Origin of the sequence: Acinetobacter sp. YH16044 (genome assembly GCF_013417145.1) — a bacterium.
Classification (GTDB): domain Bacteria; phylum Pseudomonadota; class Gammaproteobacteria; order Pseudomonadales; family Moraxellaceae; genus Acinetobacter; species Acinetobacter amyesii.
Genome location: NZ_VPEK01000006.1, coordinates 1 through 21,912, shown reverse-complemented (window position 1 = coordinate 21,912; position 21,912 = coordinate 1). Strand labels below are relative to the sequence as shown.

Below are 21,912 nucleotides of genomic sequence, written 5' to 3'. Positions count from 1 at the left end.
CAAGTGTATTGCTTGAAAATGTCATTCTGTCACATTTTTAATTTTTTGCTGTCTTTGATATTCCTCACGAATATCACGAATGCGTTGAGCGGCTTCCTCATCACTAATATTGTATAGATTTCTCAATTTTGGATTGGCTTTAAAGCGTTTATAGCTCCAGTGATAATGCTCTGGATAACGATGAATTAAATCTTCCACTGCTTTAAAGATAACTATTGAGCCATCATCTGCATTGCCTTGATAAATGTTCTCATCGATAGGTTCGATATGCATATCAAAACCATGATTATCGTTACGAATGGCATATAGTAAGAGCGCACGTGCTTTGGTTTTTTGAATCAGTTTTGCACTTAAGTTGCTGGTTTTTAGTGGAATACCAAAGTATGGAATCATTTCGCCGCCGGCATTGGGGGTATGGTCTGGCAAGATCACCGTCGTCCCACCTTGTTTTAAGGCTTTGAAAATCTGACGTACACCTGATTCATCCGTAGGAACCAATATTGCTTGCTCACGGCTTCGAGCAGCACGGACAAAATTGTTGGCAGATTCGCTTTTTACCGGCTTGTACATGATGGTCATTTGAGTGTACTGCGCAACCCATGCATTCATGATTTCCCAAGTACCAAAATGTGGTACTACGAGTACAACGCCTTTTTTTAGGGCGAGCGCTTCATGTAAATATTCAGCGCCATGTACGTGATGAATCCGTTGAATATTTTTTTCTGTACTTGCACCCCAAATATTAAAAAATTCAAAATAAGAACAAAGTTCGTTTCGAATCGCTTGTTTAGTGAGTTGAATGCGAGCTGACTCTGATAATTCAGGCAATGCAATTTTAAGATTGCGTTGAATCGTAGAGTAGGTTTTAGAGATTTTTAAAACATTGACTAACCCAGCCAAACCTTTTGCAATTAATCTTGAAATTTGAATAGGTTGACGGCTGATAAATTTTAACAGGTGATATGTGGTGTCCTGTGAATTTTGGTCGGTCATCTTATTTAAGTCTGAAAGAAATGAAAGAAAATTTAAAATAATTATAGGGGAAAATGAATTGATTAGACAGTTATAGCGATTAGCGTGTATATAATGACTACAAATTAACGATCAAATGGGTTTTTTTATGTCCGAATGGCCACCAAAACCTGAAGAAAAACAGCAAAGTTCTTCAAACAATATTCAGCAGCCAACTGGAAATGAATGGAAAATATTAGAAAAAGCCGTGCTTTCTTCCGTTGAAGAACAACGTAGAGCACGTAGATGGGGTATATTTTTTAAATTTTTAACCTTTGCTTATTTGCTATTTATTATCATTGCGATGGCAAAAAGTTGCAGCATGTCGTCATCTGATCCTGCAGCAACAGCGGGTTCACATATTGCCGTGGTTGATATCATTGGGACCATTGCAGCGGACAAGCAAAGTGTAAACAGTGCAAATACCATCAAAGCTTTGAAAAAAGCTTATGAAAATAAACAAAGCAAAGCGGTTGTTTTAAATATTAACTCACCGGGCGGTTCACCTGTTCAGTCTGATGAAATTTGGCAAGAAATTCAGTACTTGAAAAAAGCCCATACCGATAAAAAACTGTATGCCATTATTGGTGATACTGGTGCTTCAGGTGCGTACTATATTGCGTCTGCCGCAGATGAAATTATTGTCAACCCTTCAAGTTTAGTGGGTTCAATTGGCGTGATTATGCCGAATTATGGTGTTAGTGGTTTGATGCAAAAGTTTGGTGTAGAAGATCGCACCATGACTTCGGGTGAGAACAAAGCGATTTTATCCATGACTCAACCTGTCGATGCTGCACAAAAAGCACATGTTCAAGGTGTACTCGATAACGTTCATGCACATTTCATTAATGCCGTGAAAGAAGGTCGCGGTAAGAAATTAAAATCGAATGATCCGGCTATTTTCTCAGGTTTATTTTGGACAGGTGATCAGGCTGTGAAGCTGGGTATTGCTGACCGTACAGGTAGTTTAAATAGCCTGAAACGGGAATTGAAAACTGAAAAAGCTGTGAACTATACCATTGAAAACAGCCCATTTGATTCTGTGCTAGGTCGTATGGGAAGTTCATTTGGTCAAGGTTTGGCAAGTGCATTGTCACAACAGGTTCAATCTGAAAACAGCACGAAGTTACAATGAAACCGTTAATTCATTTTGCGCACGCCAATGGCGTGCCATCACTGGTTTATCAAAAATTGTTTGATTTACTGAGTGATGAATATGATGTGATCTATGTGCCGTTACTTGGGCCAGATAAGCGTTACCCAATCGATAACCATTGGAAAAGCTTAACACAGCAAGTCATTGACAGTATTGTGCGTCAGGCCAATGGTCGTAAGGTGATTGGATTAGGTCATTCATTAGGTTCGGTTTTAACATTTCAGGCTGCTTTACAACGCCCAGAATTGTTTGAACAAGTGTTAATGATTGATCCGCCTATGATCATGGGGAAAGAGTCTTTTGCTTTGCACATCGCAAAACTCCTCAAACTTAAAGTCCTCGATAAAATGTCCCCAGCAGGATTGTCGAAGCGTCGTCGTGATCATTGGGACAGCCGTGAACAAGCAGCAGAGCTTTTAAGGCCGAAAGGTTTTTATAAAGATTTCGATCCAGACTGTTATCAAGCTTATATTGATCATGCCTTGATGGACGATAAACTGCGTGGTGGGGTGGAGTTGACGATTTCACGTGATGATGAAGTTCATATTTTTCGAACCAATCCTTCACTGTGGTGGTTACCTCATGCTCAACCGCAAGTACCTGTACAGCAGTTAATTGCAGAGCAGGGGCCATTTTTGGCACGTCACTTTCCCCAAATGGTCGAGAAAAAATTTGCGATTCCATTTAAAGTGGTTAGCGGCAGTCATATGTTTCCATTAGAAAAACCAGTAGAAACGGTTGAGTTAATCAAACAAATGTTAGCGGTTCATGCCAAACACGAATGATTGAATGTACTCAAATAAAAAAACGCATCCGAGGATGCGTTTTTTATTTCTTTTTAAAATAGATAAAAACTGATTTTAAAACTTGCAGAATTGAACAGGTGCTTGCATCGGTTGATTGCGATATAACACCCCATCAGCAGTATGTTGGATCGTACCATTACAGATCCATTCTGCGACTTGAGGATAAATCACATGCTCAAGCACGTGAACCCGATCTGCCAGACTTTCAGCATGATCATGCACATTGACTTTAAGCACACCTTGAGCAAGCGCTTGGCCGGCATCTAGCTCTGCAGTCACGTAATGAACTGTACAGCCATGGAAGACATCACCAGTGTTTAACACACGTTGATGAGTATGCATGCCTTTATAATTTGGTAACAAAGAAGGGTGGATGTTAATCATTTTCCCTTCCCATGCTTTGACAAATTTTGGGCTTAAAATGCGCATAAAGCCTGCCAAAATCACCAAGTCAACATCCCAGTCGAGCAGTTGTTGATGCATCACATCATCAAAAGCTTCACGACTTGGATATTGTTTGTGTTCAATGACTGCAGTTGCAATCTTTGCTTTTTCTGCACGTTGCAGTGCAAAAGCATCAGGTTTATTGGAAATTACCCCAACGATTTGACCTGATAGATTGGCATCGATCAGGGCTTGCAGGTTAGATCCGCTGCCTGAAACAAGTACAGCAATTTTAATCATGAACGTTGCTTATGCGAAAACTACACGGATTTTTTCGTCAGCGCCTTCAACAGATTCAGCATTGTCTGCAATGTGACCCATTGTGAATGCTTTTTCGCCAAGGCTGTTGAGTAATTCAACAGTTTTGTCAGCATCTGCTGCATCAACTACGAGAACCATACCCACGCCACAGTTAAATGTGCGGTACATTTCAAATTGTTCAACACCACCTTCTTTTTGAAGTAGTTTGAACAATTCTGGCCATTCCCAAGATGCTTCATTGACTACCGCTTGAGCACCATTTGGCAGTACGCGAGGTAAGTTACCCGGTAAACCACCACCAGTGATGTGTGCCATTGCGTGTACATCAACTTCTTTCAATAACTGAAGAATTGGTTTTACATAAATACGAGTTGGTTCCATTGCTGTATCTGCAAGTGGACGACCATCAACGATTTGAGTAAGGTCAACGTTTTTCACATCTAAAATTTTACGAAGAAGTGAGTAACCGTTTGAGTGTGCGCCAGAAGATGCAACACCAACTAAAACGTCACCCGCTTTAACTTTAGAGCCATCAATAATTTTACTTTGCTCAACTACACCTACGCAGAAACCTGCAAGGTCATAGTCTTCGCCTTCATACATACCTGGCATTTCAGCAGTTTCACCGCCAACCAATGCACAACCTGCAAGTTCACAACCCGCACCGATACCAGTCACAACATTTGCTGCAACGTCAACGTTGAGGTGGCCAGTTGCATAGTAGTCAAGGAAGAAGAGTGGTTCAGCACCACATACAAGAAGATCGTTTACGCACATTGCAACCAAGTCTTGACCAATTGTGTCATGACGGTTCAAATTCAATGCTAAACGTAATTTTGTACCAACACCATCTGTGCCAGATACGAGAACAGGTTCTTCATAACCTTTAGGAATTTTACAAAGAGCGCCGAAGCCGCCTAGGCCGCCCATTACTTCAGGACGTGCAGTACGTTTCGCGACAGATTTGATACGATCGACTAACGCGTCGCCCGCTTCAATGTCGACACCTGCGTCTTTGTAGCTTAAACCAGTGTTTGGGGTAGAAGTTGAGTTGCTCATAATGAAGTCTCCGCATTCGCGCGGGGATTATAACCTGAATATGCAAAACTCTTATGCTATTTCGCACTAAAATGTTATCTTTATTAAAATATTTTCCTTTCTATAACGATTACATTGAAAAAAGGTGACTTTATATGGGTGATCGCACCTTGCGCCGAATATTTATTCTTGCTGGGATAGCATTGATCATATGGGTTTTATACTTATTAAAGCCTGTAGTTGTTCCTTTTATCGGCGCATTTCTAATTGCATATTTATTTAGCCCTTTAGTCGATAAATTACATAATATTGGCTTGCCGCGCTGGTTATCTATCAGTTTGGTCTTTATTGGAATTGGTGTCGCTATATTCCTTTCAATGTGGTTCCTCGTACCACTGGTATGGGAACAGTTGATGTATGCGAAAAACAATATTCCAAGCAATATTCATTGGGTCAACTATACATTCCTGCCGTGGTTATCAGAGACATTTAATCTTGTACCGATGGAAATTGATACAGAGCAAATGTCAGCAGCGATCATGGAGTATATTCAAACCAACTATAGTGCAGACAGTATCCAAGCCATGTTGTTAAAAGTGGCACAATCGGGTCTGAATTTCATACAGATTGGTGGCACGATTGTCTTAATTCCAATCATAGCTTTCTATTTCTTATTAGATTGGGAGCGTATGTTAGAAAACATGCGTCGACTTATTCCACGTAAATATGAAAAAAGCACGCTCACAATCGTGGGCGAATGTCATGAAGTTTTAGGCGCATTTGTAAAAGGCCAATTCTTGGTAATGTTCTTATTGGGCGTTGTTTATGCGGTTGGACTCCAATTAGTCGGTATTGAGGTTGGCATCATCATCGGGATGATTGCGGGTCTAGCCAGTATTATTCCGTATTTGGGTTTTGCGGTTGGTATTATTTCGGCAATTGTGGCTTGTTTGTTCCAATTCGGTTTGGATTGGGTGCATTTGGCCTTAGTACTGGTGGTATTCATGGTAGGGCAGGCAATAGAAGGTTATATTTTACAGCCTTTCTTATTAGGCGACAAAATTGGTTTGTCTCCTGTGGCAGTGGTATTTGCAGTCCTTGCAGGCGCGCAATTGGCAGGACTCCTCGGGATGCTCATTGCACTACCCGTTGCAGCGATTATTGTGGTCTTATTACGTCATGCTCGCGAAAATTACGAGAAAAGTAATTTATACCGAAATGATGTACTTGTCGTAAATGATGCTGCAAGTGGCACTTTAAACGTAGAAACCAATCAAGTTGCTGTCGATATTGAGCTCAAAAATCAGTCTGCAAATTCGCTGCAAGATCCTGAAATTTCGAGTAACATTGAAAGATCAGAACATAAAGATTGATAAGGCCAAAATATAGATATGCGTCAATTGCAGCTAGATATAGAACCACAACTCGATGCCCGAATTAGTGATTTTTCTGGGCCGAGTTGGGGGCATGTAATCGATGGTGTTCGTCAGTTACATGCTGGTTTAATGAATCGTTTCTATATCTATGGTGGAGCTGGCACAGGAAAAAGCCATTTACTGTCTGCAATATGTGACTCCTATTTAGAAATTGGCAAATCAGCAATTCAAGTTTCATTGCTTGAATTGCTCGATGCGCCCACTGAAGCGATTACTTCGCTAGATCGCTATGACTTAGTGGCTTTGGATGATATTGAAGCCATCAGTGGAGTTCCACATTGGCAAAAAGCCGTTTTTCACCTGATTAACTATAATAACGAAGAAGGTGGTCAATTGGTCTTTTCATCTCGACTGGCGCCAATTGAACTCAAACTTGAACTGCCAGACCTACAGTCTAGATTAACTCAGGCTGTTAGTGTGAAAGTGCCGAATGGTAGCTTATACGCAGACCGTCAAGCGCTCGTTAACTCTGTTTTAGCGCGACGTGGCATCCATATGGATCAACAAATTGTGGATTATTTGTTGGCACATGGGCCGCATCAGGCGTCTATTTTACTTCGCTCTTTAGAACAACTGATTCAGATGTTAAAAGGTGAAAAAGTCAAATTGAGTCATGCAAATTTAAGACAGATTTTTGCCCTAATTGATGAATATCGGTAAGCAATAAAAATTCTTGAGTAATTACTCAAGCTGTGACAAAGTACGTAAAAATATTTTAATGTTGCAAGGATTGTGCAACTTAAGAATAAAAAGATAAAAAATATTTAAGGAGATGGATATGCTCAAACAGAGCATAGGCATTGGCATGCTTCTCATAGCAGGTCATGCATTTAGCGCAGAAATTATCGTTACAACCACTGAAGATGTTGTAAAGGATGACAAGGAATGTTCACTTCGTGAAGCCATAGAATATATCAATAATGGTATGCCAGAAGCCGGATATAATGGTTGCGGGGGTAAAGACGCCTATGCCTCAATTTCTCTGAAAAAAAATGAAGTTTATAAACTCACTAAAAAAATTGATATTAAAGCAGAACTGAATCTGAAAACGGCGTATGACAGTAACGTCAATGAAGATGTCGTACTCGGTCTTAATAATGCCGTCATTGAAATGACGGGCAAGGATCAAATTTTTAATATTAATGATGGCGAAAAAGAACTACTTGCGATCAATTTTAAAGAAATTTCATTTAAAGGATGTAAGCAAGATCAATGTGCTGATAAGGGCGGCATCATTTTTAATAATGAAAAACTTACACTTGAAAATGTAAAGTTTGAAGATGGCTATGCACGACTTGGTGGTGCAATCTACAATGTTGGATTTTCAGAAGATGGCGCAGCTGTAGCAAGCCGTCTATATATACGAACCACGATTTTTCAAAACAACAAAGCGGTAGATGGTGGTGCAATTTACTCAGAAGCACCGGCTTATGAAATCTATACATCTTTATTTAAAAATAATGAAAGCACTTCTGGTCGAGCGATTGTTTACAATCAAAATGGGCTCGCAGACATCAGCAAGTTGGTGTTCAGTAACCCTCAAAATATCATTGCCAATAGTACCTTTTTCAAAAACAAAGGTTTTGCTGTCAACTTACGTGATGGTTTAGCACTCAATAATATTACAGTACTGAAGAACAGTGGCGGTATCGAACTAAATAGTACCTCTGAGCATGCTTATTTAGCCAATAGTGTGGTGATTGGTAATGCGCTCAGTGGTACCGCTCAAGATTGTAAAGTCGTGAACTCAGGAACAGACCAATCTGTTTTTTATAACAACTTAGTGGCTGCGAGTTGTCCTGTTGGGCCTGCTGCAAATTTAAATGATGTATGGTCTGGGACAAGTTTAATCGCGGGTGAAGATGAAGGTAGCTGTAAAACCTTAACAGAAGATCGTAATGCACTTTTTTGTGCATTTACCACAGCAAATAACGCATTTATTGGTTATTTACGTCCTCGTATTTTATTAGATTACGAAACTATTTTCTCAAGCCCGATATTAAATAAGGGGAAGACCACAGCAGATGGCAATGAGCATCATGTGTATTGCGAGTCTTCTGATCAGCGTGGAAAAAATCGTAATTTGGATGATGTTTGGTGTGATCGTGGGGCTATAGAAATTGTGGTTCCTGTGAGCATGCCTCGATTAGGTAAAGACATTCGTACAGGTGAAGTAGCCAAGTTTAATATTTTAGATGCATTAGGTGACAGTGATTTAATTCCAAAAGAAGAATGTTCAAAAGTGATGGGTATGGCAAATTCAACGGGTGAGCCATGGCAAGATGGTTGCCCAATAATTGTACAAAGCACCGAATCTAAAGGTAAATTTACCCTGAATTTGAATGGTGATTTTGAATACACGCCAAATGGAAATTGGCATGGCGCAGATATTTTTGAATTGCGTGTGGTGACGTCTTCAACCCGTTTTAATACTTCGGCAAAAAATTATTTAGCTGCAGAAGTGCGTATTTTCCAAGAACCAAACAATGAAATGGAAAGTAAAACCGTTAAAACTTCGGGTGGTGCTCTAGGCTGGGCGAGTATTTTTGCGCTGCTTGGCTTAGTTGGATTTCGTCGCTTTAAAAAATAGTCTGGATAGAATTAAGGACAGCACATGAAAAATTATAAAAAAGGATTGCTGGCGGTCATGGTCCTTGCGGCTATGTCATCTATGGCAGCGACAAGTAACATCATCAAAGTTACGACCTTTGATGATGAAAATGGTGAAAATCTCAATCAATGTTCTTTACGTGAAGCGATTGAAACTGCACGTAAAAACAAATCTTTTGGTGGATGTAATGTCGGTAATCCAAATAATGGGCAGACCGATTATATTCAACTTGAAGCAGGTGAATATCTTCTGACCAAAGGTGAGTTAGTTCCTCTAAATCAGATCGTGATAGAGGGGAAAAGTCGCTTTAACTATGATTCAAAAAATTTACTGACGCAGAAATTTCCTGCCTATGAAGATATTAGAACGACGATTAATGCCCAAGGCAAATCGCGTATTTTTAATACTTCACGCTCAGAAGCCAACTTTATCGTCAATAATGTACGCCTTACTGGCGGGATGGCAGAAGATCGAGGTGGTGCCTTGTATTTAGGGGGAGCATTTACCTTAAATAATGGTGCAATTGAAAACTCTCAGGCCAAAGTTGCTGGCGGTGCGATCTACTCCGTTGCGCATAATATGTCGAAAAAAACATTATTGGTGAGCAGTTTAGTTCAGGGTAACGTCGCACCTAAAGGTAGTGTGGTAGCTATGGACTGTATCGGCAACTTGGGGGATACCCAGCCTGAAATTGTGTTCCAGCAAAGCAGTATTATTCAAAATGGTTCATCGACGAGCAATAGTGTGATGGACTTCTGTGGAAATGCCAAGGTTGAACTGACAGCAAATACGATTGCAAAAAACCAAGCAAATCCAAGTACGGGTAGTATTATCCGTGCCATTTCTCAGGGAACGGATCGTTTAAGTGCTTTTTCTAGCTTCGTTTTAACCAGTAATACAATAGTCGAGAACAATGCGGCTAGTACCTATTATTATGATAACAATGGTACAAAGGCTTGGTATTTCAATGTATTGGCCTACAATACTGGTGGGAAATCTTGTCGCTATCTCAATAATGCTGTACCTGATAATGGCCAAAAATTTGTTGCAAGTAATAATGCATTTGAACTGGCAGCCGCACAGTGTGATTTACCCGAAAGTGTACTGAATAGTACGGAAAGCTTTCTGCAAAACCATGATGTAAGTAGCTATGCTATGGGGACTTTATTAAGCGCCCTACAAACAAAATCTGCTTATAACTTGTATTTACCTTTGTATTACCCGAAAGCAATCGGCAGTGGTTTTGACTTGATCAATCTTGGCCTAGACGGCTGTAGTGATGCGGATCAACGGGGCATTTTGCGGATCACAGATGGTACTTTACAGTTATCACCTACGCAAAGAAACACATGTGATATTGGTTCGGTTGAGTTAATGAATTTAACCGCAGCAGATATGGCAGATATTACCAATGAGTCTTTAACAGCTCTGCAAGATAAGTATCAAAATACAATTGATGCTTTGAAAAAGGATATCGACGATCCAGATTATGCAGAATATAAAGTTGCCAATCAGGATGATTTAACAAAGTACGAAGCGGTATTAAGTGCATTAAAAAATAACCTTAAATATCGTGCGGTTTATTTTGATCCGTTCCCGGCATCATTACCTCAAGAAGAGTCTGTGAATGGTAGTGCTGAAACACGACAAATTGCCTTAAATGCTGACAACTATACCGTGACGACTTCACCAATCGGCATTGGTAGTGAAATTACGGTGTCTAGTACAGGCGAAGCAAGTATCGTAGGTAATCCACCACATGACCTGCACTGTGATTGGGATGCGGGAATAAAACAAATCGTTATATATCGCACTAGTGGAGCAACAACAGCACCTACCGAATACGGTTTTTGTAAATATACGCTAAAACAAAAGACAGGGAGTCAGGCGGAATCCTCTGGTGTGGTCCGTGTGGCATTTAAAAATATGACCCCAGTGGCCAAAGCTGCTCAATATACAATTAGTCCGTCAAATAATTTGTCTGTTACCGTCAATAATTTATTAGAAAATGCTAATGATGATGGTGATGGTCCAGTTACATCTATGCCAACGGGTAAATCGGTATGGCATAAAAATGAAGAAGGTCAAATTATCCCAATTCGTTTTACGAAAATCCCAGCAGGTTTAAACTTTGAAGCTGAGTATAGTGGCAGTTGCCCAGCAAGTTATTTAAAGGAAACTTGCTACGGTGGCAAGATTACCTTCTCTGTAAAAAATGGCTTTAGTCAGTTTGACTATCCTGTTGAATATAGCGTTGTCGATAGTGACGCCATTGCATCAAACAATGCAATTTTGACCCTTAAGAATACCGCGAAAAACACCAATTCTTCTTCTAGCGGCGGTGGTTCGATGGGATTATTTGGGCTGTTGACACTGATTGGTTTAGGTATGTATCGTCAGCGTCGGTTGAGCAAGTAATACAATAAAAAAAGCCTCGATAAGAGGCTTTTTTTATAACTTAACTAATGTAATTGATTTGATTATCACAACATACTGTTGTTTTTGATTAGTGAACGACAGCGATAGGCTGTAAATATTTATTGATATACTCATCGCGAATAGCAGGTCGTTCATCAGGACTAGCTTTTTGCATACGTGTCGCGAGTTCTTTACGTTCTAAAGTACTCATTTTTTGCCATGTTTCGCGCATACGCTGCTTTTCACTGTCTGGAAGTTGGGTGAACCAATCCATGCGCTGTTGCAAGCTGACACGTTGATCTGCAGGAATCTCTTTGAGTGCCTGATACTTTTTAATTAAAGCCTGTTGTTCTGCTTCAGATAGAGAATCCCAAGTTTCATTGACTTGAGTATCAGCATCTTTTGAAAAAATCCAAAAGCGATCAAAGCCAGCAAAACTGGTTTGCAAAAAACTAAAAGCACAGAATGCTATTGCTAATTTTTTAGCTGCCATGTGGAACTTTGTCCTCACCCAGAACCATCAACATTTCAAGATCTTCCACCATTTGAGGGGAGAGCTTAGGGGTTGAAATCACCTGATTTTGTGGTTTGTCATCCAGTACAGTCGCATTCGGTAAAATGACAAAACCTGCAATTGCTGCTGCAAGTGCAAAGCCAGACATTTTCCAGAAACCATAACGAGAAGTTTCGCGCTGATGAATATCTTCAAGCACGTTATTCATGACAGTTGCTTTGTCTTTATGGTGCTGTGCGAGTCCATCAAGTTTGGAAGTTACTTGCTTTAAGAAATCATCTTGTTTCATTCGGATGATCCTCCCATATGTGGATTCAAATGTGCCAAAGCGGTACGTAAACCTTGAATGGCACGGTGGTAATGTGTTTTCACACTGCCTTCGGAACAATTCATAATTTCTGCAGTTGTATGCGTATCAAAGCCTTCCCAAGCTCGCAACATAAATGCTTGTTGCTGGCGGACTGGAAGTTCTGCGATAGCATTTTGTATTTCTTCTGCAGTGACAGCCTGATCCAGAAAGTCGAAAGGGTTTGGTGTAGATTCATCTACCACATCCTGTATTTCGACATCATCGTCATCTAGGCTGACTTTTCTAAATAAGGAAAACGGCTGCGAACGACGTGCTTCTTTTCGACGCCAGTCTTGCAGCTTGTTATTTAAAATGGTGTAAAACAGGGGATACCATTCCTCTGTGGACTTTTCAGCATAAGCTTTATGTAAGGAAATAAAGGCTTCTTGCACCAAGTCCATGGCAATGCCATGTTGACCGTGCGTTGCACTTTCCATCATTACTAAAGCACGCCCCGTCACTTCATTCATGAAGTTTTTCAGGCGAGACTCAGCTGTGCTTTTTAAAACACTGCTGTCTTGCGTCTCGGACTTTTTGGGTGCTAAATCCATAGAGATGGAAAATCCTGTCATCGGATACCCACCATTATTTCCATATTCATATACAAATAACGATGGAAATAACGGTTAGGTTGACAAAAAGAATTATTATTTTTTCTAGTGTAGTCTATTTTTTTCAGGCTTAAGCGCTAAATACAATAAAATAACGATTTTACTGACGCTGACGTACCATTTCAAAAAAACAGATCGAGCCAGCAATGGCTACGTTTAGTGATTCTTGACCACCCGGTTGAGGAATCGCTACGGCTTCGGCATGTTGTAATGCATACTCAGAAACACCTTGACCTTCATTGCCTAAAATCCACACACATTGTTTGCGTAAATTTTTGCTATATAGGTTTTCAGACTGATGTGAGCTTGTTGCATACACTGGAATTTTGAATTTCGTCAAAATATCTTCAAGGGCAATATTTTCAAAGGTATTTAATGAAAAATGTGCGCCCATACCTGCGCGTAATACACGCGGTGACCAGAGCGATGCAGAGCCTTTGGTACAAACAACTTGCTCAATACCCGCCGCGGCAGCAGAACGGAGTAGGGTGCCTACATTACCGGGGTCTTGAATATTGTCTAAAATTAAGGTGTCTTCACTGAAGTTAAGCGCTTCACTTGAACTTGGTAAATCCACAATTGCTAAGCAAGCAATAGATGTTCCAAGTGTACTGATATCTTTATATAAAGATTCACTTAGAATGAACACAGCACCTTGATATTGTTCCGCAATGCGGTCGAAATCAGCATGGTTAATTGCTTGTTCAGTGGTGAAAATCGATTTGATTGGACGTTTTGAGTCTAACCATGACAACACCAAGTGTGTGCCTTCCAAAACAGTTTGACCTTGTTTTTTACGGTAGGCATTTTGTTCGATTAAGCCACGGAGGTGCTTAATTTTCGGGTTGTCTTTTGATTCGAGATAAATCAGAGCCATGAGGGAGATATCCACGAAAGTCAGCAAAAATACTGACTTTCGTTATAAGAAATTAATTATGGTATGACGTAACTAGGTCAACTTCGTTTTTAGAACCAATAATCACAGGAACACGTTGATGAAGTTCTGTTGGTTGGATGTCTAGAATGCGAACACGGCCTGTTGTAGAAGCACCGCCAGCTTGTTCCATCAACATACTCATTGGGTTTGCTTCGTACATTAAACGTAGACGACCTGCTTTTTTCGGATCTTTGAAGTCGTATGGATACATGAAGATACCGCTACGGCAAAGAATACGATGAATATCACCCACCATGCATGCGACCCAACGCATATTGAAGTCTTTTTCACGCGGGCCAGTTTTACCTGCAAGCAGTTCGTCGATATAACGTTTTACAGGTTCTTCCCAGTGACGCTGGTTCGATGCATTAATTGCATATTCTTTAGTATCTGCTGCAACCGCAATCGCATCTTTAGTTAATAAGAATTCTTTGCTTTCTGGATCAAAAGTAAAAAAGACTACGCCAGCACCGACAGTTAGAGCCATCATTGTTGATGGGCCATACAATACATAACCTGCAGCCGCTTGGTTAACACCCGCTTGCATGAAATCTTCAGCTTGTGTTACGGCATTTTTTGCAGGAAGAATTGAGAAAATTGTGCCAACACACATGTTGATATCGATGTTGCTTGAACCATCTAATGGGTCGAACAAGACAAGATAATCGCCATTTTCTTGAGCTGGTGTGAATTCATCTAATTCTTCAGATGCCAAACCACCGACATGTGGATGAACTTTTAATGCATCGATGAGGTAATCATTTGAAATGACATCAAGTTTCTTTTGTTCTTCACCTTGAACGTTTTCGTGTTGCGCGCTACCCAATACACCAGCCAAAGCACCTTTTTGTAAAAGAAGGTCGATGTCTTTGCATGTATTACCAATTGTTTCAATAACTTGTGCTAATGCAGGAGTAAGATTACCACTTTGTTGTTGTAGAAATTGGGAAAGGGTGAGATTTGACATAACCGGAAAACTCCAAATATTAATTTATCAAAAATGATAAAAATGTGATTGTGCAACATTTTAGATGAGAACGATGGAAAAGAAAAATTAAACTAGACTATTTGTCGTGATTTTACCCTTGCAAGTCCTGAATAACATGCTATGTTGAATCTAATGTATAAATCGAAAGACAGGGAGCACAACAATGACCACACAAAAATTTGATGCGACTCCGACTGCAACTGAGGGATTGAATTTAGACGATATTTCTGCGGATACCGTAAAAGCTGCTTGGAGCAGTTACGAAGCTAAAGCAGAGTATAAAAAGTTCAATAAACATGACCTCATTGAGTCGATGCAAACAGAAAAAGAAAATGCTGAACATCCAGAAGCAGAAGCGTAATGATTTGGATTGTTAAGCTAATTTTCTAGTTGGTAAAGCTAAGGATCTCGTTTTTAAAGTCGTTCACTTGCATTTTCATTGGATATTTTCTTAAAGTTCTAAAGTCGCTAACTGAATTTATCCTGAGTTAAAGGGCTAAAATGAGTAAAAGCACAGAACGATGCAAATGAAACGATATAAATAAAAAAAGCACTCATCAATGAGTGCTTTTTTTAGCTCAGACTTATTCAAGTCTTATTTAAGTAGTGGAGGAACAGCTTCGTAGTTAATTTCTACACGGCGGTTTTCTTTCCATGCATTTTCATCATGACCCGCATTGATTGGCATTTCTTTACCATAGCTGACTGCTTCAAGCTGGTTAGGGCTTACACCTGTTGTAATCAGGAAGCTTTCAACAGCTTTGGCACGACGTTCACCAAGTGCCATGTTGTATTCACGAGTACCACGTTCATCGGTGTGACCTGTTAAAGCCACGCGTGAGTTTGCATTAGCAACTAGGAACTGAGCGTGAGCTTGAAGGGTTTGTAAGTCTTCATTGCTAAGCTCTGTACTGTCGTAGTCAAAGTGTACTACGCGCTTCGCTAAAAATGCTTTATTCGCTTCAGTTACACCTTTCGATGATGCACCCGCAAGGTTTTGTGCATTGAGTGCTGCATCTTCACTTAAACCTGAAGTGTTTACAGTGGTTGAGCCATTTGGGTTTTGTCCTGCTTGTACATCTGCTGCAGGTTTACGGCTGGCACAACCAGTCATTACTAATGCTGTAGCTAAAACAGGTAATGCAATCAGTTTCATTGCTTTCATATTAATCTCCATGACGGTTATTTATGATGTTTCATTAAAAAGTTATTGTTGAATAAATCATGCAGTGTTTATTTCGGTGCCCAAGCTGGCTCACGAACTTCACCTTGTTCACTTGGTAAGTTCATGCGGAAACGGCCATCTAAAGACATGATCGAGAGCAAACCACGGTTTGCTTCACGGGTTGCATACACCACCATTTGACCATTTGGTGAGAAGCTTGGGGATTCATCTAAACTTGTTGGTGTTAAAATATTGGTTACACCAGAACCAATGTCTTGAACCGCAACTTTATAGTTACTACCGCTAGGACGATGTACCAAAGCTAATTTTTTACCGTCCGCACTTAACGTACCACGTGCATTGAAAGCGCCACGGAAAGTCAAGCGTTTGACACTTTCAGCACTTAAGTTGTAGGTGTAAATTTGTGGAGAGCCACCACGGTCAGAGGTAAAAATAAATGATTTACCGTCAGGTGCATAACGTGCTTCTGTATCAATCGCTGTGTCATTGGTCATGCGTTTTAATTGGCGAGTCTGTAAATCCATTTGATAGATTTCAGGATTGCCATGCATCGATGCGGTAAATAACATTGATTTACCATCAGGTGAGAAGCTTGGTGCACCATTCAGGCCACGGAAACTTGCTACTTTTTCACGGTTACCACTTGCTAAATCTTGGATGTAAATCGCAGGGCGTTTGGTTTCAAATGAAACATAGGCTAGCTTTTTCGCATCAGGTGTCCATGCAGGGGACAAGATTGGATCACGTGAAGTCAAAATGGTACGGGGTTGTTCACCATCCGTATCTGCAATTTGTAGGGTATAGCGCTGATCTGGTGTTGCTGCATTACGCAATACATAGGCAATACGGCCGCTGAAGTCACCTGGAATGCCAGTTAAAGCTTGATAGATTGCATCACTGATCATATGCGCTGCTTGACGATAACGTGAAGCAGGTACAGTGAGTAGTTCATTTAACAGGTATTGTTTTTTTTCAACATCATACAGTTGGTAGTGAATTTCATAAGAGCCATCAGCCGTTGTTTTTGATGTGCCTGTCACGACATAGGATACGCCCGCAGCTTTCCATGCTTCTGCATTAGGTGAATTTATTGTTGCAGTTGCAGGTAAGTTTTTAGAGGCACTGGTAAATTTACCTGAGCGGTTCAAGTCATTTTCAACCACTGGATAAATATTTGAGTCATTACTAAAAGGCACGATCGCAATTTTAGGTGCTTCTTCAGGAGCTTTAGTGATTTCGAGGTGAAGCTGCGCATGCGTTTGAGTCACTAAAACTGGGCTCAAAGCAGTGAATACGGCTAAGCAAAGAAGATGTTTACGCGTCATTTCCATCATTCGCTAATTACTCTAAAAATGTGAGTTATTGTCTGTATTTGGTTGTGTCACATAATGGCATGATTTTGGGATATTAAAAGCATGAAAATATGACTGAACTGTTATAACACTGTGAAAAATGCAGAGATTTTATCCGAGTTTCGTCAAGTCTAGCTTAAAAATCATGAACACAACATCACATTTTGGAATGAAAATGATAATTCTTTAGTTATAACATTCTATTTTTGAATCAAGTGTTTAGAAAATTTTAGTAATACTTGATGTTGCTGAGTCCCACATACACGGCGTTATATAGAACGAAGACAAGAATGGATCAATTAGTCGGGGCTAGAGCTTTATAAAAGCTCAAGTATTGAAACACACAGGTACAATCGATTGAGTATTCATTTTAGGAAAGGGGGGGAACTGGGGGGATGGATGTAGAAGCTTAAAAATAAACATCATACCAGCGATGAAACTTGATCTATTGAAGATAAGAAAAAATGGGTATGGGGTGATTCATTGCTTAACCACAAAAAAATCCCCGCAAGCAATGCACGGATTTATCAAACTTAATTTGAAGATCTAAATGTAGAGGTAAAACTTTGTGCTTCACGTCTAGCATCTGGGTCGCTAGGCATCGGATATGGTGCAGCAGCACGAACTGCAGCCTCAATACTGGCTTTCATATCAGGATCACTGGAGCTTACGATGACTGCTTGGACAGCACCTGTTTTAGATAAAATCACGCGAGCAATGGCCGTTTTACCGCTAGAGCCAGGTGGTGTATCCCAAGCACGTTTGATTTTATGTTCAAAATCACGTTTAGCTGTTGAAGCGATTTTCTTGGCTTCCGCTTTTTTCTTTGCATCTTCTTCATTTAGAGCATGTGAAATGGGTTTAAGAGGCTTTTTTACGTCCTGTACTGATTTCTCAGGTTGAGTTGTTTTAGCATGATCCATCAGCAAAGCATTAAATTGTTCAGGTGGAATATGGTCAGGCATGGTCGAAGAGGGGATGTAAATTGAACGATTTTCGGCAAATGTCTGGGTGCTTATAAATAAGAGTGTCGAAAATAAAAATAATGTTTTCATGTTATATAATTCAGTAAATAAAAAATCCCCACAATGTATGCAGGGATTTTAAAAATTAACGTGCAGATGTGAAAGTTGAGGTAATTGAACGAGCTTCTCGTCTAGCATCAGGATCCGATGGCATCGGATAAGGTGCGGCTTGACGAATAGCCGCTTTAATACTGGCTTCCATATCAGGATCACTTGAATTCACAACAGCAGATCGAACTGAACCATCATCATTTAGTTGAATGCGAGCAGTTGCTGTCTTACCTAATGAACCACTTGGCGTATCCCATGCACGACGAATTTTATTTTCAAAATCACGTTTAGCAGTTGAGGCAATTTTCTTCGCTTCAGCCTTTTTCTGCGCAGCTTCTTCAGCGGCTTTGCGCGCAGATGATGCTTTGGCTTCCTCAGCTGCACGTTCACGCGCTTCGGCATCGGCTTTAGCCTTTGCATCTGCCTTGGCTTTTGCATCGGCATCTGCTTTACGTTTTGCAGCTTCTGCATTGGCCTTGGCTTTCGCATCAGCATCTGCTTTACGTTTTGCAGCTTCCGCATTGGCCTTAGCTTTGGCATCAGCATCTGCTTTACGTTTTGCAGCTTCCGCATTGGCTTTAGCTTTTGCATCGGCGTCTGCTTTACGTTTTGCAGCTTCTGCATTGGCCTTAGCTTTTGCATCAGCATCTGCTTTACGTTTTGCAGCTTCCGCATTGGCTTTAGCTTTCGCGTCTGCATCTGCTTTACGTTTTGCAGCATCCGCATTGGCCTTGGCTTTTGCATCTGCATTGGCTTTTGCCGTTGCTGCAGCTTTGGCTTTGTCAGCTTCTGCTTTTCTTAAAGCATCGGCACGGATTTTTTCAGCCTTGGCTTTGGCATCAGCATCGGCTTTACGTTTAGCGGCTTCAGCATTGGCTTTGGCTATCGCATCGGATTTGGCTTTAGCTGCATCCGCTTTGGCTTCTTGTTGTGCTTTTAGTTTTGCAGCTTCAGCAGCTTTAGCTTGTTCTTGAGCACGTTTTGCATTGTCCGCAGCTTTTTGTTCAGCAAGCTGCTGTGCTTTTGCCGCAGCGAGTGCCTGTTGAGCAGCAATCTGTGGATCTGCCTTAGGTGGTTCTGCTGGCTTAGGTGGTGCAGCCGTTGGAATCTCGGGTGCCGGTTCAACGCTAGGTTCTGCTGTTTGCGTGATTTGTTCAGCTACATTTTCATGCGCGGTTTCATCAAACTCAGTGACTTCACGTGTTACAGGTTTTAAATCTTCCGGTTTTACCAAAACAGTGGTTATTTTTTTAGGGGGCTCAGGTGGTTTACTCATGCCAAGATAAAGTAAGCCAACCACAGCGACGATATGCACACCTAGTGTGAAACCAATCGCAACGGCTTTTTGTTTAAAAGGCGGCTTGTTGAAATCTTTCATAAATTATTTTAATGGCTCAGTCAGTAAACCTACTTGTGTTAAACCTGCATCTTGAAGGGCAGACATGAGTTTCATGACTTCACCATAAGGACGAGATTCACTGCCGTTAATCAGGACACTCATTTGCTTTTTCTGTTCGCTCGCTTCATTTTGTGAAGCAGTTAAAACAGATTTTAGTTCATCGAGTGTGAGTACATCATCTTGATGATTTTTATCTTCGAGAGTGATCGTGCCATCTGCTTTCAGTGTAACAATCGCTCTACTATCTTCCGCTTGCATAGGCGTGCCATTTGCCTGTGGTAAGTCGACTTTGACACCTGTGGTGATCATAGGTGCAGTGACCATGAAAATCACCAAAAGAACTAACATGACATCAATATATGGTACGACGTTCATGTCACTTTTTAATGGTTTTTTGATGCGCTCAAAGCGTCCAGAACGTTGAATAGCCATTAGTCATTGTCCTGAGTTGAACCTACAGACTGGCGTTGTAATAACGCAACCATTTCTTCGGCAAAAAGAGCACGATCGTTATAAACGGCTTCACCTTTGGCTGTGAAATGGTTAAATGCTAGTACAGCAGGAATTGCCGCAAAAAGACCAATGGCCGTTGCAATCAATGCCTCTGCAATACCAGGAGCAACCGTAGCAAGGGTGACTTGGTCAACATCTGCTAAACCAATAAAGGCGTTCATAATGCCCCAAACGGTACCGAATAAACCGACATAGGGTGCAACCGAGCCAATACTCGCAAGCGCGCCTAAACCATTTTCTAAATGTCCTTGGTCACGGCTTAAACCCACACGAAGAATACGTTCTGTACCTTCAATTGATTGTTCTGCGCTGGCATTACGTTTTTTAAGTTTGAAAAACTCGCCTAAACCTTGATAGAAAACATCTTCAAGGCCAACACGTTTCGAGTTGAGCTGAGCATTGTTGTATAAAGTATTGAGTTCGGCGCCAGACCAAAATATTTTTTGGAAATGTTCATCGTCAGCCTGCGCTTTTTTATAACTCATGTGTAACTTGGCAATCAGATACCAACTGAATAACGAAGCTAAGAGCAGCAGGAGCATTACCAGTTGTACGACAGGACTTGCTTGTAAGATGAGGTCTGAAACTTTGAGTGTTGATTCTAGTTGAGTTGCCATAGTTACTACATGTGCCAAATAATTTTTTTAATCTTGTTCCAATTCTTTCAGAATCAGTTCACGTATTTCATCAGGAAGGCGACGGGGTTTCATCTCTGCACTGATACATGCCAATTCTACCTCACCTGATGCCAGCATAATATCACCACGATAAATATTTTGTTGCAACACAAATGACGTAGCCTTACACGAAACTACACTTGCTGTAACAGTAATCAGGTCATCCATTAATATAGGGCGTGAATATTTCACATTAATTTTATGAACGACAAAGTTATAATCTTTTTGATGCCAATAATGGTCTACACCTGAAGCGCGCAGCCATTCTGTGCGGGTACGTTCCATAAAGCGAATATGATTTGCGTGGTAAACAATACCACCTGCATCTGTATCTTCAATATATACACGAATGTTGAATTCGAATTTATTCGCCATGAGAGTGTTCCGTCTTTATAAAATCTGAAAAATATTGTTCTGCACTTCAGCATAGAATTAGAGCATTTAAAAATGGCGATAATTCAATGATTCGTCAAGTGCTTCAATGACGGGCAGTTTAGCACCGTGAGTCATCAGTCCAATGGCACAAGGTTTCAACTCACGTAAATCTTTAACTTTCGTATTTGTCATTATTGGTTAAAAAAGAGACTACTTTTAATTTGTTTGTTCATCTAATTTAAATTTTGCATCGACAAAATCCTGTAGATGAGCTGCTAAATATCCCGCAATATGAAAGTGAGTTTCTTCCATTTTCTTTTTCTGTTGCTTTGGGAGTAATGCCTTTAAAGATTCATACATATACGTTAAGCAGCAAAAGCCAAGGCCAATAACTAACATAAGTAAAAGTTTATTAGCTAGATCTATCCAGAAAAACACATAAACGAGTATGACTAAAGCAAAGAATGAGAGGCTGAAATAAAATGTATTAATTTTTGCTGGCTTAAAGTTTTCCTTGACCAAAGCTTGTACGTCGTCGTGATAGTACGTCCCAATAAAAATGAGGGCAGAAGTATAGTTGAAGCTCAGGTTTTTTATATGATATGCAGAAGGCGATTGTTTAATAGTTAACCCGAATCGCGGATAAGAAATAAACTTGAAAATAAGAAGACTAGAGCCATCAGTTGAGTTACCACACAAAACTCACAACTCTAGTCCTAATGTTCAATAGTACCGAATTATTCTGCGTAATTGA

At 40.4% G+C, this 21,912-nt stretch carries 23 protein-coding genes and 1 pseudogene; 7 read left to right on the top strand and 17 right to left on the bottom strand.

The window, feature by feature from the left end; all coding sequences use genetic code 11:
- Positions 1-21 precede the first annotated feature (21 nt).
- Positions 22-993 (bottom strand): lysophospholipid acyltransferase family protein, encoded by a 972-nt coding sequence (locus tag FTV38_RS05805; protein WP_180021926.1) that lies wholly within the window; start codon positions 991-993, stop codon positions 22-24.
- Positions 994-1,120: 127 nt separating this feature from the next.
- On the opposite strand from FTV38_RS05805, the gene sppA reads away from it, so the two are divergent.
- Together sppA and FTV38_RS05795 are read left to right on the top strand one after the other, a co-directional pair.
- Positions 1,121-2,146 carry a signal peptide peptidase SppA gene (gene sppA / locus FTV38_RS05800; protein ID WP_078190385.1) on the top strand — a complete coding sequence of 342 codons (1,026 nt, stop codon included), beginning with the start codon at positions 1,121-1,123 and terminating at the stop codon, positions 2,144-2,146.
- Entirely contained in the window at positions 2,143-2,952 is an 810-nt protein-coding gene (locus FTV38_RS05795; protein ID WP_180021925.1) for an alpha/beta fold hydrolase, read from the top strand. The genes sppA and FTV38_RS05795 overlap by 4 nt, the downstream gene beginning before the upstream one ends.
- 75 nt (positions 2,953-3,027) lie before the next feature.
- On the opposite strand, the gene purN is transcribed toward FTV38_RS05795, so the two are convergent.
- Together purN and purM are read right to left on the bottom strand one after the other, a co-directional pair.
- Entirely contained in the window at positions 3,028-3,657 is a 630-nt protein-coding gene (gene purN / locus FTV38_RS05790; protein WP_180021923.1) for a phosphoribosylglycinamide formyltransferase, read from the bottom strand.
- Between the two features lie 9 nt (positions 3,658-3,666).
- A complete protein-coding gene (purM, locus tag FTV38_RS05785; RefSeq protein WP_078190382.1) occupies positions 3,667-4,737 on the bottom strand; it encodes a phosphoribosylformylglycinamidine cyclo-ligase in 1,071 nt (356 codons plus the stop codon).
- Between the two features lie 134 nt (positions 4,738-4,871).
- On the opposite strand from purM, the gene cxpE reads away from it, so the two are divergent.
- From cxpE to FTV38_RS05765, 4 genes are all read left to right on the top strand, one after another.
- Entirely contained in the window at positions 4,872-6,089 is a 1,218-nt protein-coding gene (gene cxpE, locus FTV38_RS05780; RefSeq protein WP_180021921.1) for a chloramphenicol efflux transporter CxpE, read from the top strand.
- Positions 6,090-6,107: 18 nt separating this feature from the next.
- A complete protein-coding gene (gene hda / locus FTV38_RS05775) occupies positions 6,108-6,812 on the top strand; it encodes a DnaA regulatory inactivator Hda (protein WP_078190380.1) in 705 nt (234 codons plus the stop codon).
- A gap of 118 nt (positions 6,813-6,930) precedes the next feature.
- On the top strand, positions 6,931-8,742 hold the full coding sequence (rbtA, locus tag FTV38_RS05770; RefSeq protein WP_180021919.1) for a rhombotarget A: 1,812 nt from the start codon (positions 6,931-6,933) through the stop codon (positions 8,740-8,742).
- A gap of 24 nt (positions 8,743-8,766) precedes the next feature.
- A complete protein-coding gene (locus tag FTV38_RS05765; protein WP_180021917.1) occupies positions 8,767-11,181 on the top strand; it encodes a CSLREA domain-containing protein in 2,415 nt (804 codons plus the stop codon).
- Between the two features lie 88 nt (positions 11,182-11,269).
- Here FTV38_RS05765 and FTV38_RS05760 read toward each other — a convergent pair whose 3' ends face one another.
- From FTV38_RS05760 to FTV38_RS05740, 5 genes are all read right to left on the bottom strand, one after another.
- A complete protein-coding gene (locus FTV38_RS05760) occupies positions 11,270-11,674 on the bottom strand; it encodes a DUF3106 domain-containing protein (RefSeq protein WP_078190378.1) in 405 nt (134 codons plus the stop codon).
- Positions 11,664-11,984, bottom strand: a complete 321-nt coding sequence (locus tag FTV38_RS05755; protein WP_078190377.1) for a hypothetical protein — start codon at positions 11,982-11,984, stop codon at positions 11,664-11,666. The genes FTV38_RS05760 and FTV38_RS05755 overlap by 11 nt, the downstream gene beginning before the upstream one ends.
- A complete protein-coding gene (locus tag FTV38_RS05750) occupies positions 11,981-12,595 on the bottom strand; it encodes an RNA polymerase sigma factor (RefSeq protein ID WP_180021974.1) in 615 nt (204 codons plus the stop codon). The genes FTV38_RS05755 and FTV38_RS05750 overlap by 4 nt, the downstream gene beginning before the upstream one ends.
- Positions 12,596-12,755: 160 nt before the next feature.
- The gene (locus tag FTV38_RS05745) at positions 12,756-13,532 is read right to left on the bottom strand and encodes an RNA methyltransferase (RefSeq protein ID WP_078192042.1); all 777 of its coding nucleotides are present in this window, start codon (positions 13,530-13,532) and stop codon (positions 12,756-12,758) included.
- Positions 13,533-13,584: 52 nt separating this feature from the next.
- A complete protein-coding gene (locus FTV38_RS05740) occupies positions 13,585-14,559 on the bottom strand; it encodes a class 1 fructose-bisphosphatase (RefSeq protein ID WP_078192041.1) in 975 nt (324 codons plus the stop codon).
- A gap of 184 nt (positions 14,560-14,743) precedes the next feature.
- Between FTV38_RS05740 and FTV38_RS05735 the strand changes: the two genes are divergently transcribed.
- Positions 14,744-14,941, top strand: coding sequence for an NF038105 family protein (locus FTV38_RS05735; protein WP_078190373.1), 198 nt, complete (start codon positions 14,744-14,746; stop codon positions 14,939-14,941).
- Between the two features lie 234 nt (positions 14,942-15,175).
- On the opposite strand, the gene pal is transcribed toward FTV38_RS05735, so the two are convergent.
- From pal to FTV38_RS05695, 9 genes and pseudogenes are all read right to left on the bottom strand, one after another.
- On the bottom strand, positions 15,176-15,745 hold the full coding sequence (pal, locus tag FTV38_RS05730) for a peptidoglycan-associated lipoprotein Pal (RefSeq protein WP_168378062.1): 570 nt from the start codon (positions 15,743-15,745) through the stop codon (positions 15,176-15,178).
- Between the two features lie 68 nt (positions 15,746-15,813).
- A complete protein-coding gene (gene tolB / locus FTV38_RS05725; RefSeq protein ID WP_180021973.1) occupies positions 15,814-17,097 on the bottom strand; it encodes a Tol-Pal system beta propeller repeat protein TolB in 1,284 nt (427 codons plus the stop codon).
- Positions 17,098-17,651: 554 nt separating this feature from the next.
- Positions 17,652-17,957: pseudogene (locus FTV38_RS05720) on the bottom strand (cell envelope integrity protein TolA); the annotation flags it as partial.
- A gap of 271 nt (positions 17,958-18,228) precedes the next feature.
- Complete coding sequence (gene tolA, locus FTV38_RS05715; protein WP_180021915.1) at positions 18,229-19,572, bottom strand: cell envelope integrity protein TolA; 1,344 nt, start codon at positions 19,570-19,572, stop codon at positions 18,229-18,231.
- Positions 19,573-19,575: 3 nt separating this feature from the next.
- On the bottom strand, positions 19,576-20,025 hold the full coding sequence (gene tolR, locus FTV38_RS05710) for a protein TolR (protein WP_180021912.1): 450 nt from the start codon (positions 20,023-20,025) through the stop codon (positions 19,576-19,578).
- The gene (tolQ, locus tag FTV38_RS05705; protein WP_078192037.1) at positions 20,025-20,723 is read right to left on the bottom strand and encodes a protein TolQ; all 699 of its coding nucleotides are present in this window, start codon (positions 20,721-20,723) and stop codon (positions 20,025-20,027) included. Before tolQ ends, tolR begins: the two co-directional genes overlap by 1 nt.
- 27 nt (positions 20,724-20,750) lie before the next feature.
- On the bottom strand, positions 20,751-21,158 hold the full coding sequence (ybgC, locus tag FTV38_RS05700; RefSeq protein WP_078190367.1) for a tol-pal system-associated acyl-CoA thioesterase: 408 nt from the start codon (positions 21,156-21,158) through the stop codon (positions 20,751-20,753).
- Positions 21,159-21,224: 66 nt separating this feature from the next.
- Entirely contained in the window at positions 21,225-21,350 is a 126-nt protein-coding gene (locus FTV38_RS18040) for a hypothetical protein (protein WP_257228669.1), read from the bottom strand.
- A 24-nt stretch (positions 21,351-21,374) separates the two neighbouring features.
- Positions 21,375-21,857, bottom strand: a complete 483-nt coding sequence (locus tag FTV38_RS05695) for a hypothetical protein (RefSeq protein ID WP_180021910.1) — start codon at positions 21,855-21,857, stop codon at positions 21,375-21,377.
- Between the last annotated feature and the right edge of the window lie 55 nt (positions 21,858-21,912).

Bases quoted from the DNA above. Each gene is read 5' to 3' on its own strand.
- FTV38_RS05750 (WP_180021974.1), bottom strand. From the start codon at position 12,595: ATGGATTTAGCACCCAAAAAGTCCGAGACGCAAGACAGCAGTGTTTTA.
- FTV38_RS05765 (WP_180021917.1), top strand. From the start codon at position 8,767: ATGAAAAATTATAAAAAAGGATTGCTGGCGGTCATGGTCCTTGCGGCT.
- FTV38_RS05805 (WP_180021926.1), bottom strand. From the start codon at position 993: ATGACCGACCAAAATTCACAGGACACCACATATCACCTGTTAAAATTT.
- rbtA (WP_180021919.1), top strand. From the start codon at position 6,931: ATGCTCAAACAGAGCATAGGCATTGGCATGCTTCTCATAGCAGGTCAT.
- FTV38_RS05760 (WP_078190378.1), bottom strand. From the start codon at position 11,674: ATGGCAGCTAAAAAATTAGCAATAGCATTCTGTGCTTTTAGTTTTTTG.
- purN (WP_180021923.1), bottom strand. From the start codon at position 3,657: ATGATTAAAATTGCTGTACTTGTTTCAGGCAGCGGATCTAACCTGCAA.
- FTV38_RS05755 (WP_078190377.1), bottom strand. From the start codon at position 11,984: ATGAAACAAGATGATTTCTTAAAGCAAGTAACTTCCAAACTTGATGGA.
- FTV38_RS05735 (WP_078190373.1), top strand. From the start codon at position 14,744: ATGACCACACAAAAATTTGATGCGACTCCGACTGCAACTGAGGGATTG.
- FTV38_RS05795 (WP_180021925.1), top strand. From the start codon at position 2,143: ATGAAACCGTTAATTCATTTTGCGCACGCCAATGGCGTGCCATCACTG.
- hda (WP_078190380.1), top strand. From the start codon at position 6,108: ATGCGTCAATTGCAGCTAGATATAGAACCACAACTCGATGCCCGAATT.
- ybgC (WP_078190367.1), bottom strand. From the start codon at position 21,158: ATGGCGAATAAATTCGAATTCAACATTCGTGTATATATTGAAGATACA.
- cxpE (WP_180021921.1), top strand. From the start codon at position 4,872: ATGGGTGATCGCACCTTGCGCCGAATATTTATTCTTGCTGGGATAGCA.
- FTV38_RS05740 (WP_078192041.1), bottom strand. From the start codon at position 14,559: ATGTCAAATCTCACCCTTTCCCAATTTCTACAACAACAAAGTGGTAAT.
- purM (WP_078190382.1), bottom strand. From the start codon at position 4,737: ATGAGCAACTCAACTTCTACCCCAAACACTGGTTTAAGCTACAAAGAC.
- FTV38_RS05745 (WP_078192042.1), bottom strand. From the start codon at position 13,532: ATGGCTCTGATTTATCTCGAATCAAAAGACAACCCGAAAATTAAGCAC.
- tolB (WP_180021973.1), bottom strand. From the start codon at position 17,097: ATGGAAATGACGCGTAAACATCTTCTTTGCTTAGCCGTATTCACTGCT.
- tolR (WP_180021912.1), bottom strand. From the start codon at position 20,025: ATGGCTATTCAACGTTCTGGACGCTTTGAGCGCATCAAAAAACCATTA.
- tolQ (WP_078192037.1), bottom strand. From the start codon at position 20,723: ATGGCAACTCAACTAGAATCAACACTCAAAGTTTCAGACCTCATCTTA.
- sppA (WP_078190385.1), top strand. From the start codon at position 1,121: ATGTCCGAATGGCCACCAAAACCTGAAGAAAAACAGCAAAGTTCTTCA.
- tolA (WP_180021915.1), bottom strand. From the start codon at position 19,572: ATGAAAGATTTCAACAAGCCGCCTTTTAAACAAAAAGCCGTTGCGATT.
- FTV38_RS18040 (WP_257228669.1), bottom strand. From the start codon at position 21,350: ATGACAAATACGAAAGTTAAAGATTTACGTGAGTTGAAACCTTGTGCC.
- pal (WP_168378062.1), bottom strand. From the start codon at position 15,745: ATGAAAGCAATGAAACTGATTGCATTACCTGTTTTAGCTACAGCATTA.